11 protein-coding genes are annotated in these 14862 nt (G+C 40.7%); 4 read left to right on the forward strand and 7 right to left on the reverse strand.

Annotated elements, in window-relative coordinates; translation table 11 throughout:
* Positions 1–11: 11 nt before the first annotated feature.
* The 5 genes from DXC10_RS05585 to DXC10_RS05605 all read right to left on the reverse strand — a co-directional run bounded on the left by DXC10_RS05585 (position 12) and on the right by DXC10_RS05605 (position 4747).
* Positions 12–581, reverse strand: a complete 570-nt coding sequence (locus DXC10_RS05585) for a bifunctional nuclease family protein (RefSeq protein ID WP_101543040.1) — start codon at positions 579–581, stop codon at positions 12–14.
* Positions 582–588: 7 nt separating this feature from the next.
* Complete coding sequence (locus DXC10_RS05590) at positions 589–1854, reverse strand: MFS transporter (protein WP_101543041.1); 1266 nt, start codon at positions 1852–1854, stop codon at positions 589–591.
* A 407-nt stretch (positions 1855–2261) separates the two neighbouring features.
* The gene (locus DXC10_RS05595) at positions 2262–3443 is read right to left on the reverse strand and encodes a class I SAM-dependent rRNA methyltransferase (protein ID WP_101543042.1); all 1182 of its coding nucleotides are present in this window, start codon (positions 3441–3443) and stop codon (positions 2262–2264) included.
* 16 nt (positions 3444–3459) lie between these two features.
* Entirely contained in the window at positions 3460–4104 is a 645-nt protein-coding gene (locus tag DXC10_RS05600; RefSeq protein ID WP_101543043.1) for a 3'-5' exonuclease, read from the reverse strand.
* Positions 4105–4114: 10 nt separating this feature from the next.
* Positions 4115–4747 (reverse strand): DUF5063 domain-containing protein, encoded by a 633-nt coding sequence (locus DXC10_RS05605; protein ID WP_101543044.1) that lies wholly within the window; start codon positions 4745–4747, stop codon positions 4115–4117.
* 183 nt (positions 4748–4930) lie between these two features.
* On the opposite strand from DXC10_RS05605, the gene DXC10_RS05610 reads away from it, so the two are divergent.
* Genes DXC10_RS05610 through trxB form a run of 3 tightly spaced genes read left to right on the forward strand, consistent with a single transcriptional unit; the run spans position 4931 to position 9033 of the window.
* On the forward strand, positions 4931–7414 hold the full coding sequence (locus DXC10_RS05610; RefSeq protein ID WP_117737477.1) for a DNA translocase FtsK: 2484 nt from the start codon (positions 4931–4933) through the stop codon (positions 7412–7414).
* Between the two features lie 21 nt (positions 7415–7435).
* Complete coding sequence (locus DXC10_RS05615; protein WP_101543046.1) at positions 7436–8068, forward strand: LolA-like putative outer membrane lipoprotein chaperone; 633 nt, start codon at positions 7436–7438, stop codon at positions 8066–8068.
* A 29-nt stretch (positions 8069–8097) separates the two neighbouring features.
* Positions 8098–9033: a thioredoxin-disulfide reductase gene (gene trxB / locus DXC10_RS05620; RefSeq protein ID WP_101543047.1), complete on the forward strand. Its 936-nt coding sequence runs from the start codon at positions 8098–8100 to the stop codon at positions 9031–9033.
* A gap of 83 nt (positions 9034–9116) precedes the next feature.
* On the opposite strand, the gene DXC10_RS05625 is transcribed toward trxB, so the two are convergent.
* Positions 9117–9818 (reverse strand): Crp/Fnr family transcriptional regulator, encoded by a 702-nt coding sequence (locus DXC10_RS05625; RefSeq protein WP_101543048.1) that lies wholly within the window; start codon positions 9816–9818, stop codon positions 9117–9119.
* 273 nt (positions 9819–10091) lie between these two features.
* Positions 10092–12281 carry a glutamine synthetase III gene (locus DXC10_RS05630; protein ID WP_101543049.1) on the reverse strand — a complete coding sequence of 730 codons (2190 nt, stop codon included), beginning with the start codon at positions 12279–12281 and terminating at the stop codon, positions 10092–10094.
* 248 nt (positions 12282–12529) lie between these two features.
* Between DXC10_RS05630 and DXC10_RS05635 the strand changes: the two genes are divergently transcribed.
* The gene (locus tag DXC10_RS05635; protein ID WP_219618397.1) at positions 12530–14773 is read left to right on the forward strand and encodes a DUF5686 family protein; all 2244 of its coding nucleotides are present in this window, start codon (positions 12530–12532) and stop codon (positions 14771–14773) included.
* Positions 14774–14862: the final 89 nt, after the last annotated feature.

Here is a 14862-nt window from a genome sequence, read left to right on the forward strand (position 1 = left end):
TTTTGACTCTTTTATTTTTGTTGATTGATTAAATCTCTTAATTGTGCAGCTCGCTCATAGTCTTCCTCATCTACGGCCTTTTGAAGAGCGTTTTTTAATTTCTTTAGCATTTCTTCTTTTGAAGAGGGCTTCATATCCAATTCTTGAGTGATAGGTGTAATATCTGCTTCTGTTTTCACACGTTCGGCTTCAAGAATATCCTCATAGATCAGAATAGGAGCATTCATGCGTAAGGCAAGTGTTACTGCATCACTGGTACGGGCATCTACACGAAGGATTGTTTCTTCAGCCTTCAAATAAAGATAAGAATAGAAAACCCCATTATCTACTTTATAAATAAGGACACGCATTAATTTCACTCCCAGTACCTCGAGTACTGAAGCAAATAAATTGTGTGTTAATGGGCGTGGAGGAACAATTCCTTTCATTTCAATGACCATTATTTGTGCTTCTGAGGCACCGATAATGACGGGCAACTTACGTAAGCCGTTCACTTCACCCAAAACCATGGCATAAGCACCTACTTGCGCCTGACTGTTAGAAATGTTCAATACTTGTAGTTCAATCTTCTTTTTGTTCATTTATTCTTTACTTTATATCCTCCGGACGATGTTTGTATTTGAACACAAATGCAAATACCACTGCTACTACCAATGCATAAGCTGCAAATGTATACCATGCTGACTGCCATTGTACTATCTGTGGAGCTTCACTGTTGAAGTCTACAAAATAATTAACTACAGCCTGTGCACCTAATGTGCCGATAGTAGCACCGAAACCATTTGTCATGATTACAAACAGACCTTGTGCGCTGGAACGAATTTCCCTGTCTGTTTCTCTATCAACAAACAAGGAACCGGATATGTTGAAAAAATCAAATGCAACACCATATACAATCATGGAAAGAATAAACATCCATACTCCGTTACCTGGATTACCGGCCCCGAACAGACCGAAACGCAACACCCATGCCAACATGGCAATTAACATTACATATTTGATACCAAACCGTTTCAGAGAGTAAGGTATCAACAGAATGCAGAGAGTTTCGGATACCTGTGACAATGAAATCAGAATATTGGCATGTTGTACACCAAATGTATTGGCATACTCGAGGATATCTCCGAAACTACTGATGTATGGATTGGCATACCCGTTGGTAATTTGTAAGGATACTCCTAATAGCATGGAGAAAATAAAAAAAATAGCCATCTTCTTTTGTTTGAACAACGTGAAAGCGCGTAACCCTAAAGCTTCTACCATTGATTTTGCTTTGTCACTCTTACTAACTGGGCAATCTGGAAGAGTCAGTGCATATACACCATAGAACACACCGATGAGTGCACAGGCAAAGAACTGGCCATAGTTGTTTTGTAGTCCCAACAAATCTACCACCCACATAGAACAAATGAAACCGATGGTTCCGAAAATACGGATAGGTGGAAAGGTTTTGATAGTATCCAGTCCTGCCTTGTCTAAAGCAGTGTATGCTACGGAATTGGACAAAGCTAATGTCGGCATATAAAAAGCAACACTTAATGAGTAGAATGAGAATAATGTACCGAAGTTTACATCGGCTCCTTTGGTCATTCCATAGTATCCGGCAATCGCCATGAACAATGCAGCAGTGAAATGGCTGAAACTTAATAGCTTCTGTGCTGGTATCCATCGATCGGCAATGATGCCAAGGATAGCAGGCATGAATAAAGAAACGATGCCCTGCATAGCGTAGAACATGCCGATATGTTCTGCAAGACCGACATTAACCAAATAGCTACCCATAGATGTGAGATATGCTCCCCATACTGCAAATTGCAGGAAGTTCATGATGATTAAACGAACTTTAATGCTCATAATGTTTTTCTTTATGTTAGACAATAATGTCGGATATAATATTAGATATAATCTGTGTCAATCCGCGTAATCTGTAGTGAAACCTTGCAAATGTAGGTATTTTATCGGAAAGGGGGAAAAGAGAGGAGTGAAAAAAGTGTTTGTAAGGGGGATATAAAAAAGAAGGCTATCTATCCCAGACAGCCAATCTTTATTAACCTTAAATCTAATACCATGAAAAACACAGTGCAAAGATAAATGGTTTATGTTATATAACATAATATTTGGGCGGCGAACCATCTTTTATTAACTTTTTTTATATTTGGCATATTAGATATTTTCTCAGTTTTACATGAAAAATAGGATGGATTTAGGGTAAACAGATGACACGTTTTACAGCAACATTTTATTTGTTTATATTTGTTGTGTTATTCTACATATAGTACGAGACCTTTTAAATATTCACCTTCGGGATGATAGATATTCACTGGATGATCGGCAGGTTGTGTCAACTGGTGCAAGATGCGAACGTTGCGTCCTGACATGGCAGCAGCCGTAAATACAGCCGTTCGGAAGTTTTCTTTACTGACCGCTTGTGAACAGGAAAAGGTGAAGAGTATACCACCCGGTTTGATTTTTTCGAAAGCTTTGACATTGAGTTTACGATAACCTTGTAAAGCATTGCGCAGAGCATCTCTATGTTTGGCAAAAGCGGGCGGGTCAAGTATGATAAGATCGTATTGATCGCCTATACGATCCAGATATTTGAAAGCATCTTCTGCATAGGCGGCATGGCGCGTATCACCGGGAAAATTCAGTTCTATATTCTTGTTTGTCAGGTCAATGGCTTTGGCGGAACTGTCTACGGAGTGTACTAACTTGGCATCTCCACGCATTGCATACACAGAGAAACCTCCGGTATAGCAGAACATATTCAGTATACTGCGACCTTTAGCATAACGTTCTAGTAAAGAACGATTTTCGCGTTGGTCTACAAAAAAACCTGTTTTTTGTCCTTTCAGCCAATCAATATGGAATTTTAAACCATATTCCATGGCGATGTTATCTGAACTTCCACCTTTCAGGAAACCATTCTCTGGATACAGGTCGGCTTTGAAAGGGAGAGTTGTTTCGGATTTATAGTAGATATTGTCAATTTTATCGCCCATTACTTCGCTAAGTGCTCCGGCAATAACCATACGGTCAAGATGCATTCCAGCAGAATGTGCTTGCATCACAGCGGTACGTGCATAGATGTCAATGACGAGTCCCGGCAGATTGTCGCCTTCACCGTGTACCATGCGATAAGTATTATTCACTGGATTTTCTGCAATGCCGATACTGCGGCGCATTTCGTAAGCAATCTGTAATTTATGTCTCCAAAAGTCGGCATCAATCGTTTCTTTCTGATTGAAACTAAGTACACGGACTGCAATACTGCCAATTTGAAAATGTCCTTTGGCTATAAATTCTTTTTTGGCCGTATAGATTTCAACTATTTCTCCTTCTTCGGGTTCTCCATCAAAATGTGCAATAGCACCTGAAAACACCCAAGGATGAAAACGTTTTAATGATTCTTCTTTGCCGGATTTGAGATATACTTTGTGCATGATTATATTGTATTGTTTATCCTTTTTCTGTTGTTATCACTTCTTCTTTTTCAACTTCCGGAGCCAATTCAAAATCTCCGGTACGTTTCAACTCCTGTAAGCGGTTGTATATATTGATACAAGCCCAGGCATCAGTTGCAGCATATTGTTGCTGGGGTTGCGTCAGCACTTCCGCTTCCCAATTGGAGAGACGTTGGCTCTTGGATATTTTTTCCGCAAAAAGAATGGCATATATCTTTTGTAAGCTTTTATCTTGTATACCGAAAGTGCGGACGTATTCTTGTAACTCTATGCAGGAATGTTGTTCAAAAGGAGCTCGTTTGTGTAACATCATGAAGTCATCTCGTAAAGATAACCCTACTTTAATTACATTGGGGTTTTCAAGCAACATAATGACAGGTAGAGTTAATCCTGTTAGGTTCAAGCGGAAGAGGAAACAATGTTCTTCCGATGAGATCTGCAACAAAGCAACCTTGTGAGATTGTCCTTTGGTGAAGGATGGACGTGTCTCACTGTCAATTCCCAGTAGAGGACAAGTCTTCAGGTAAGCCACAGCTTTTTCTGCTTCCAGCGGGGTTTGTACGACATGTATCTGACCCGGGAAGATAGCTTTGGGCATATCCTTCAGTTCTTCTTTATTTATACTTCTTTTGATAACCATAATTTAATGTTTAGTGATGATGGTGATAATCGTGTTCGTGACAGTGGCAATCATCATCATGACAGCATTCATTTTCTGAATTCCCGAACTCTTCAGTTTCTTCTTCCTCCTGTTCTTCTTCATCATCTGTTTGGTTGTATCTCACATCATGTAGGGCTCGCAGTGTGTTCACTAGTTTCTGTCCCCAATATAAGGCGAAATTTTCTTGACAAGTAGCGAGAGAGTCATTCATCGTTTCGTTCAATCCCAACTGGAATACAAAAATAAAATCTTTAATATCCTGGTAGATATCTGCCAGGTCTTCTGATATATTTTTCTTAATAGGCTGATCGCTATATTTCATATCCGATACGAAAACATCCAGATAATCGTCTTTATCGGCCAAAAGACTGGCAAGATTTATGCGAAGTATCTCGTAGGTTTCTTCAGTAACATAGTTTTCGGGAGCTTCGTCACCGATGATTTCACATTTAGGCAGCATGGATGCCTTGAGATAAAGTAGTGGGAGTATTTTTAAAGATGTATCGACGAATACAGGACGTTTCATCATTTCTGCTTGTTCCAGAAACTTGCAGAACTCGGCAGCTACGGTTACGAACTCTATCACGTTACGGTCGAATATCACTTGGCTTTCTTTTTTCATATCTTCTTGATTTAAAACGCAAAGATAGTGCAAACCGAGTGCAGAAGCAAATTTATTTGCATTTTGCTGAAGTGCAACCTATTTTCGCAAAGCAAAGGTACGAAAAAGGTTTGAAAGCATTACTGCATACGCTTTTTTTTGTTACTTTTGCGACATTATACAGATATTAATAGCATAGGATTTATGGTAAAGAAAAATACAATTAAAGATACGGAGCGGTCGTTGTCTTTCTTCGGAAAGATAATTGCTGTTTTTAAGAACGAAACAGTTCATTTTATAATCGGTTTGGTATTGGTTATTTTTTCAGTTTATTTGTTATTGGCTTTTTCGTCGTTCTTTTTTACAGGAGCGGCAGATCAGAGTATTATAGACTCCGGCAATGCGCAGGAATTGATTTCAACGAATAATGGTGTGAAAAATTATGCCGGTTCGCGTGGTGCGCAGTTGGCAAGCTATCTGATAAATGATTGCTTTGGAGTTTCTTCCTTTTTTATCTTGATATTTTTGGCCGTAGCAGGCTTGAAGTTGATGCGGGTACGTGTGGTACGGTTATGGAAATGGTTCATTGGATGTTCATTATTATTGGTATGGTTCTCGATATTCTTTGGCTTTGTATTTGTTGATCAATATAAAGATTCCTTTCTCTATCTGGGTGGTATGCATGGATATAACGTCAGCAATTGGTTGGTATCTCAAGTAGGTGTACCCGGTGTGTGGATGATATTACTTATTACGGCTATCTTTTTCCTGATTTATCTGAGTACACGTACCATTATCTGGTTACGTAAACTGTTTACGTTTAACTTTTTGAAGAAGGAGAAAAAAGAAATTGAAGAAGGGGAAATTCCGGAAGAATTTACGGAGTCTTGGATTGCGAAAGGGAAGAAAGAGTCGACTATCGTGGAAATTCCGGAAGTTAAAAATGAAAAGAATGATATTGAAGAAGAGGAGGAAACAGAGGTTTCAAATGAAATAACGCTTGATTTGAGTGACTTGCCGAATGACAAAGTGGGGGCTGTTAAGCCGGATGATGATGTTTTTATGACGATTGAAACATCATCTCCAGAGTTAGTATCTTCCGTACAATCACATTCGGAAATGAAAGAACCTACCTTTGAGGTAGAAACCACTGAGGAGGAAGAATATCAAGGTTCTGAAAAGGAACCGTATAATCCGCGCTTGGATTTGGAGAATTATCATTTCCCTACTATTGACTTGATGAAACACTATGATAATGCCGAACCAACGATTGATATGGCCGAACAAAATGCCAATAAAGATAAGATTATCAATACTCTACGTAGTTTTGGTATTGAAATTAGCACTATTAAAGCGACAGTCGGTCCTACTGTCACACTTTATGAAATAACGCCGGAACAAGGGGTACGTATCTCTAAAATCCGTGGTTTGGAAGATGATATTGCTCTTAGTCTTTCTGCATTGGGTATACGTATTATAGCTCCGATACCGGGAAAGGGTACGATTGGCATTGAAGTTCCTAATTCCAATCCTAAGATTGTGTCGGGACAAAGTATCATCGGTAGCAAGAAATTTCAAGAATCTACCTACGATTTACCTATTGCGTTGGGTAAGACTATTACTAACGAGGTATTTATGGTGGACTTATGCAAGATGCCGCATGTGCTTGTTGCTGGTGCCACAGGACAAGGTAAGTCTGTCGGTTTGAATGCCATAATCACTTCTTTATTATATAAAAAGCATCCGGCAGAACTAAAATTTGTGTTAGTAGACCCGAAGAAGGTAGAATTCAGTATTTATTCGGTTATAGAACATCATTTCCTTGCCAAATTGCCTGACGGTGAAGATGCCATTATTACAGATGTTACTAAGGTTGTACAAACTCTGAACTCTATCTGTGTAGAAATGGATGCTCGTTACGATTTGTTGAAAGCGGCACATGTGCGTAATATCAAGGAGTATAATGAGAAATTTATAAACCGTCAGTTGAATCCGGAGAAGGGTCACCGGTTTATGCCGTATATCGTAGTTGTGATCGATGAATTCGGTGATCTGATTATGACGGCCGGTAAGGATGTGGAACTACCGATTGCACGTATTGCGCAGTTGGCACGTGCGGTGGGTATTCACATGATTATCGCTACGCAACGTCCGACAACGAATATTATTACAGGTACGATTAAAGCAAACTTCCCGGCGCGTATTGCTTTCCGCGTGTCGGCTATGGTAGACTCACGTACCATTCTTGATCGTCCGGGAGCCAACCAATTGATTGGTCGGGGAGATATGTTGTTCTTGCAAGGTGCAGACCCTGTTCGTGTGCAGTGTGCGTTCATCGATACTCCCGAAGTAGCTGAGATTACGAAATATATCGCCCGCCAACAAGGGTATCCTACTGCTTTCTATTTGCCTGAATATGTAGACGAGAATGCTGGTAACGATTTGGGTGATGTCGATATGGGAAAGCTTGATCCATTGTTTGAAGATGCGGCCCGGTTGATTGTAATTCATCAACAAGGTTCTACTTCGCTTATACAGCGTAAGTTTGCCATTGGATATAATCGTGCGGGACGTATTATGGATCAGTTGGAGAAAGCAGGAATTGTAGGTCCTGCACAGGGTAGCAAGGCGCGTGAGGTATTCTGTGTAGATGAGAATGATTTGGAAATGCGGCTGAACAATTTATAATCAATCAATGTTTGAATTTATATGAAAATCTGTCGTCTTTTATTTGTTGTGTGGGTATTCTGTCTCGCTTTACCGACGTTGGCGCAGCAGTCCGAAGCAATGGCTTTGCTCGACCGTGTGGCGGATACGTTCCGTGAGGCAGGGGGAGTAAAGATTGTTTTTTCTGTTCGTAGCCCGGAAGGAGATTATAAAGGTGCGATTCGTTTGAAAGGCGATAAATTCCTTTTGGAGACGGAAGGGGTGACTACATGGTTCGACGGGCATACTCAGTGGAGTTATCTTTCTTCCAGTGACGAAGTCAATGTGTCGGAACCGACTCCTGAAGAATTGCAAAGTATCAATCCATACGCATGGCTTTCTTTATATAATAAGGATTATCACCTGAAGCTTGGAAAAGTCGGAGGTTCGCAAGATGATAAGATTTATAAGATAGTGATGACAGCTACAAAACGCAATCAGGAGATTCAATGCCTTATACTATATGTAGAGAAGAATACGTTGCACCCATTGAAAATCAGCATGGTTCAGCGAGGAAACAAGGATGCGGTAGTAGTGTTCATCAATGCATATCAGACTGGGCAGACTTATCCTGACAACCTATTTGTGTTTGATAAGAAGGCATATCCCACAATAGAGGTGATTGATCTAAGATGACTTAAAAGATAACTATAAATTAAATAAATATGGAAACAGAAAAAGTTAAATGCTTGATTATCGGTTCCGGTCCTGCCGGTTATACTGCTGCTATCTATGCAGCGCGCGCTAACCTCTCTCCAGTGCTATATGAAGGTATGCAGCCGGGAGGACAATTGACTACAACTACGGACATTGAAAACTTTCCTGGTTATCCAGAAGCAATCAGTGGTACGCAAATGATGGAAGACTTGCGTAAGCAGGCTGAGCGTTTCGGTGCAGACTTACGTTATGGAGTAGCAACGGCCTCAGATTTGAGCAAAAAGCCTTATATAGTGACTATTGATGAAGAAAAAAATATTGAAGCGGAAACTGTTATCATCGCTACAGGTGCTACTGCAAAATATTTGGGATTGGAAGATGAAAAGAAATATGCCGGTATGGGTGTGAGCGCTTGTGCCACTTGTGACGGTTTCTTCTATCGTAAAAAAATAGTAGCAGTAGTAGGTGGTGGAGATACAGCTTGTGAAGAAGCAACTTACCTGGCCGGATTGGCAAGTAAGGTTTACCTGATTGTTCGTAAGCCATTTTTGCGCGCTTCTAAAATTATGCAGGAGCGTGTAATGAACAATGAGAAAATCGTTGTTCTGTTTGAACACAATGCTGTAGGTTTGTATGGAGAGAATGGTGTGGAAGGTATACATTTGGTAAAGCGTATGGGAGAATCTGATGAAGAACGTTATGATTTACCTGTTGACGGTTTCTTCCTGGCCATCGGCCATAAGCCTAATTCGGATATCTTTAAGCCTTATATCCATACGGATGAAGTGGGATATATCATTACCGAACCAGGTACTCCTCGTACAAATATACCAGGTGTGTTTGCCGCAGGAGATGTTGCCGACCCTCATTACCGTCAAGCTATTACCGCAGCGGCAACGGGATGTATGGCTGCAATAGAAGCGGAAAGATATTTGCTCGGTTAGAGAAGAAGGAATAAAAGAAGAAAAGCCGCGCAATAGTTAATTTTCAACTATTGCGCGGCCTTTCTTCTTTATTTTTAATTATTTCATCCTATCTTACTTATCTTCTTCAGTTTTTCTTCATCGATAATCTTGATTTTTCTTCCATCGATAGTGATTAATCGTTCTGTTGCAAATTGTGACAGAGTACGGATGGCATTGGAAGTTGTCATATTGGATAGATTGGCAAGGTCTTCACGTGAAAGATAGATACTTAACGTAGAACCATCTTCCTCCAAACCATAACTCTCTTTAAGGAAAAGCAACGACTCAGCCAGTCGTCCACGGATATGTTTCTGCGTGAGGTTGACAGTACGTTCATCAGCTATTCCTAAATCGACGGATAGTTGTTTGATAAAAAACATAGCCAAATCATTGTTTTGTGATAACAACGTCATAATTGCCGTCATCGGTATCAAACATACCAGTGAAGGTTCGAAAGCGCAAGCTGCAGTAACATAATCAGCTTTTGCAAAATAAGGACGATATCCAAAGTATTCGGCAGGTTTAATCATACGGATAATTTGGCTTCTTCCACCCACACCATCTTTAAATATCTTGACTTTTCCACTTAACAGGCACATCAGATAAGTAGGTGTTTCACCTTCACAATGGATGATCTCGTTTTTCTTATAATTCTGGAGCGTGAAATGATTGGCGAGAAACTCTCGTTGCTCATTATTCAGGGGTAACCATATATCAGGTATTAACTCCGGAACATTTATATCTGATAAATTCATTTTTACCATAACTGCTACAAAACTGTGTTGTACAGCACAAATGTATAAAGAAAAAATTAAAAATAACACAATTGTGGTAAAAAGATGCAAGAGGGAGGGGAAAAGGGGAGGAAATAAAAGAAAATTTATGTGTGGTTTTAATTCTTTAGAAATGGATTAAGCAGATCAAACGAATGATAGTATTTTTTTGGGGGGGGGGAAGTATATTATTTACAATCTCCGTACCTAAAAAATACTATCATCCGAAAGAATATCTTGCAGGGATATTACATCCCTAAATTATCATTTTGTAAACAGTAATTCCCTGTATTTCGGAAGCGGCCATATCTCATCATCAATCTCCATTTCAAGATTGTCAATGTGTTCACGGATACTTTCCAGATACGGACGTACTGTTTCTTCATAGGCAAAAGCCCTATCCTTGTAGTTGTCCATGTGATTAGCAACTTTTCGGGCTTCGGTCATATTACGCACCAGTGTCTTGATTGCCGTTACCCGTTTGGAGATTTCACGTACCAATTCGATGCGGTCAGCACTCAAAATTTCGTATTCTTCGGGCGAGAATGTTTCACGTAATCCACGTAAGTTCTCCAACAGACGGTTTTGGTAGATGACAGCGGTCGGCACAATGTGGTTGATAGCAAGATCTCCCAACACACGGCTTTCAATCTGTACTTTCATAGTGTATTTTTCGAGTTCTACCTCCAGGCGACATGCTAATTCCGTTTCATTGAAGATATGTTCACCGATGAGGACAGAACGTGCCTGGTTATCGGTGTAGCGCATCAAGGCTTCCGGAACATGGCAAATGTTAGTCAGACCACGTCTGGCTGCCTCTTGTTTCCATTGTTCAGAATAGCCGTCACCCTCAAAACGAATAGGTTCCGAAGCAATAATAGTCTCTTTGAGTATACGGAAGATAGCTTCATCTTTACCGACACCTTCTTCCATCAGTTTTTCGATAGAAGCTTTAAATTCATTAAGTTGGTTGGCCATTGCTGCATTGATGGCAATCATGGCGGCAGCACAGTTGGAAGATGAACCGGCCGCACGGAATTCAAAACGGTTACCGGTGAAAGCAAACGGAGAAGTACGGTTACGGTCTGTAGTATCCAGTAGAATTTCTGGAATACGGCCTATACCCAGTTTGAGTGTAGTCTTTTCTTCAGCTGTCATCTTACTGTTACTCACCTGGCGGGCTATCTCATCAAGGATAGAAGACAACTGTTTGCCTAGGAAAATAGAAAGAATGGCGGGGGGCGCCTCGTTGGCGCCTAAACGGTGGCTGTTACCTGCGCTCATGATAGAAGCGCGTAATAAATCCTGATTTTTGTAAACCATCATCAAGGCATTCACCAGGAAAGTGAGGAAAAGCATATTGCCTTTTGGATTCCTACCGGGAGCAAAAAGATTAACACCTGTATCAGTACAGAGCGACCAATTATTATGCTTACCCGAACCGTTGACTCCGCTATATGGTTTTTCGTGTAACAATACCGCAAAGTTATGTTTGCGTGCAATGCGTTTCATCAAGTCCATCACCAACTGGTTATGATCATTGGCAAGATTGGCGTTTTCAAAAATAGGAGCCAACTCGAACTGGTTGGGAGCAACCTCATTATGGCGTGTCTTAACAGGAATACCCAACTTATGGCATTCTATTTCCAGCTCTTTCATAAAAGCCGTGACACGTGGAGGGATAGAGCCGAAATAATGGTCTTCCAACTGCTGGTCTTTTGCAGAAGAGTGTCCCATTAAAGTACGTCCCGTCAAACAAAGGTCAGGACGAGCATTATATAGTGCTGAGTCTACTAAAAAATATTCCTGTTCCCAACCTAGATTGGTATAGACACGGGTCACATTCTTGTCGAAAAGCTGGCACACATCCGTTGCCGCCTTGTCTACGGCAGCGAGAGCTTTCAGCAATGGCGTTTTATAATCAAGCGCTTCGCCTGTATAAGAAATAAAAATAGTAGGAATACAAAGAGTAGAGTCAACAACAAAGGCAGGGGAAGAAACATCCCATGCGGTATATCCACGCGCTTCGAATGTATTCCGGATACCTCCGTTTGGGAAAGAAGAAGCATCCGGTTCTTGCTGGATGAGCAATTTGCCCGAGAAGCGTTCGATAACATCCATACCTTCTCCGAATTCGATGAAGCCGTCATGTTTTTCGGCTGTTCCATCCGTCAAAGGTTGAAACCAGTGCGTGTAGTGAGTTACGTTCAGGGATTTAGCCCAACTTTTCATACCGTTAGCTATCAAGTCTGCCATTTCCCGGCTGATGGGAGTACCTTTTTCAATAGCATCTATCACGGCCTTGTAAGCTTCTTTAGGCAGATATTCCTGCATTTTCTTACGGTCAAAAACATGGCTGCCGTAGTAATCGGACAACTTGTTTGAAGGGGTAGTGACTTCAAGAGGGCGCCTGTTGGCAAGCTCTTGTAAAGCAAAAAAACGCATTTTTGACATATTAGTCTTTTCTTTTGTTGATTGATGGGCGCAAAAATACATGTTTTTTTTGAACCACCCCCTGTTTTTTTGGGGGTATTCTTTATATTTTTGATGTTTTTTTTGAATATACCCCCTTAAAAAAGCCTATCTTTTTCCAAAAACGTGTTTTTAAGCTTCTTTCCCTCTATCATAAAATGAAGTTGAAATAATACGGAGATAATTACTTTTTTTCTATATTTGTCCCTGTCTATAAGGAGAAATTGCGGTTGAAACATTTGATATGTATATGGATTGTGCTCTGTTTCTTGCTTTCGGATTTTCAGAAGGTAAGAGCTTCGTCTGTTCCCGAGTCATACGTCGCACAAAGGGCATTTGCAGACTCCATCATGGACAAGGTAATCTTCTTTGCTCCTTTCTATGAACGTATTATTGATGATTACCGGGCGGAACTATATATCAAAGGTTGGGTGAATATACGCAAAAAGAACCATCTTATCCGTTTTATTCCTTCTATGTTCCGTATTCAGAAGGGCGTAAGAGAATATATGATGGAAACCTACAGTGACTTGCACTTCACCGCTCCCAATATTTACGACCAGAAGGTGAAGGCAAGTGTCGGTACTTCTTCTGAATTTTGGGAGTGGGATGGGCGTTTGCCCGAATATTTCCATATTAATATATATTCCTCTACATTATTATATGACAAGCTGCTTTCTCCGCTGGCCACCAATGCGAAAAAATACTATACTTATTATGTAGACTCCATTATGGGGGAGACACACAAACGGCAGTATCGCATTCGTTTTATGCCGAAAAGTAAAAGTTTTCAGTTGGTAGGTGGTTATATGGTGGTAAGCGATAATGTGTGGAGCATACGTGAGATACGTTTTGCAGGGCGCAATGAAATGCTTCGTTTTAATAATTTGGTACGCATGGGGGAAGTGGGAGCTATCGACGAATTTCTTCCCAAACATTATAATATAGATGTAACGTTCCGTTTCTTTGGAAATGTGATAGAGGGTAGTTATATGGCGGTGCTTGATTATAAAGATATTCATCAGCACGACCCTTCCAATATTAGGAAAAAGGAAAATAAGAAGAGTCGTTATGATTTGTCCGACTCTTATACGTTGCGTTGCGATACAAATGCTTTTCGGCGTGATACCACTTCTTTTAATATATTGCGCCCGATACCGCTTTCTCCGCACGAGGAAACTTTGTACGAAGACTTTTTTTTGCGGCGTGATACCTTTCTCTATAAAAAGAAGCCGAAGAATAAACGACTTGAATTCTGGGGGGAGATTGGCGATGCATTGATCAGTCGTTATACGGTAGATCTTGCCAAGATGGGAAGTGTGCGTTGCTCTCCGCTCATCAATCCACTTTTGTTGAGTTATAGTGGTAGTAATGGTTTCTCTTACCGTCAAGAGTTCAAATACAATCGTATATTCACGGGAGACCGTTTGCTCCGTATTGTTCCTAAATTGGGATATAATTTTAAACGGAAAGAGTTCTACTGGTCCATCAATTCCGATTTCGATTACTGGCCTCGTAAACGTGCTGCCTTGCATGTCAGTGTGGGTAACGGTAACCGTATTTATAGCAGTGATGTGCTGGATGATTTGAAAGCTATACCGGACAGTATCTTTGACTTTGACCAAATTCATCTGGACTATTTTAAGGACTTATATTTGCAGATACGTCATAGTTGGGAAATAGTTAATGGCCTGACTTTGGATGTCGGGCTCTCTATGCATAGGCGTACTGAGGTGGAGCGTTCCAAGTTTGTAATTGTTTTTCCGGATATGCCGAATATCGTTTCTGCAAAAACTTCTCCTGTCTATCCGGGTTTCGACCCTGATATTCTGAAGAAATTCCGTCATACTTATAACAGTTTTGCTCCCCGTGTACGTCTGACGTGGACTCCCGGGCAGTACTATTATATGAATGGTGACCGTAAGATTAATCTCTATTCCAAGTATCCTACCGTCTCGGTAGACTGGGAGCGTGGCATCAGTGGTGTCCTTAATAGTACAGGGAAGTATGAGCGCATTGAAGTCGATTTTCAGCATAATGTGCCTTTGGGGTTGATGCGCGATCTCTACTTCCGCTTTGGGTGGGGGGCGTTTACCAATCAAAAGGAACTTTACTTTGTTGATTTTGCCAACCTTGCCCGTTCTAATCTGCCCGTAGGTTGGAACGATGAAATCGGCGGGGTATTCCAATTGCTCGACGGACGTTGGTATAACTCTTCACGTAAGTACGTTCGCGGACATGTCACATACGAAGCACCGTTTCTGCTGCTCCGGCATCTGAAGAAATACACTCAATATGTATTGAATGAACGTCTTTATCTCAATGCATTGGTTGTTCCTCACCTAAATCCTTATTTGGAAGTGGGTTATGGCATTGGTACACACGTCTTTGATTTCGGAGTATTTGCCAGTTTCGCTAATTGGAAGTATCAGGAAGTGGGCGTCAAATTTACTTTTGAACTCTTTAACCGATAGGTATTAATCATTATCAGTGAAGTATGGTAACCGGTTTGTGCCAATGAAGTGGCACAACGATGCCATTAAATTGGCACGATGATGCCAAT

This window comes from Bacteroides sp. OM08-11 (assembly GCF_003438665.1).
Classification (GTDB): domain Bacteria; phylum Bacteroidota; class Bacteroidia; order Bacteroidales; family Bacteroidaceae; genus Bacteroides; species Bacteroides cutis.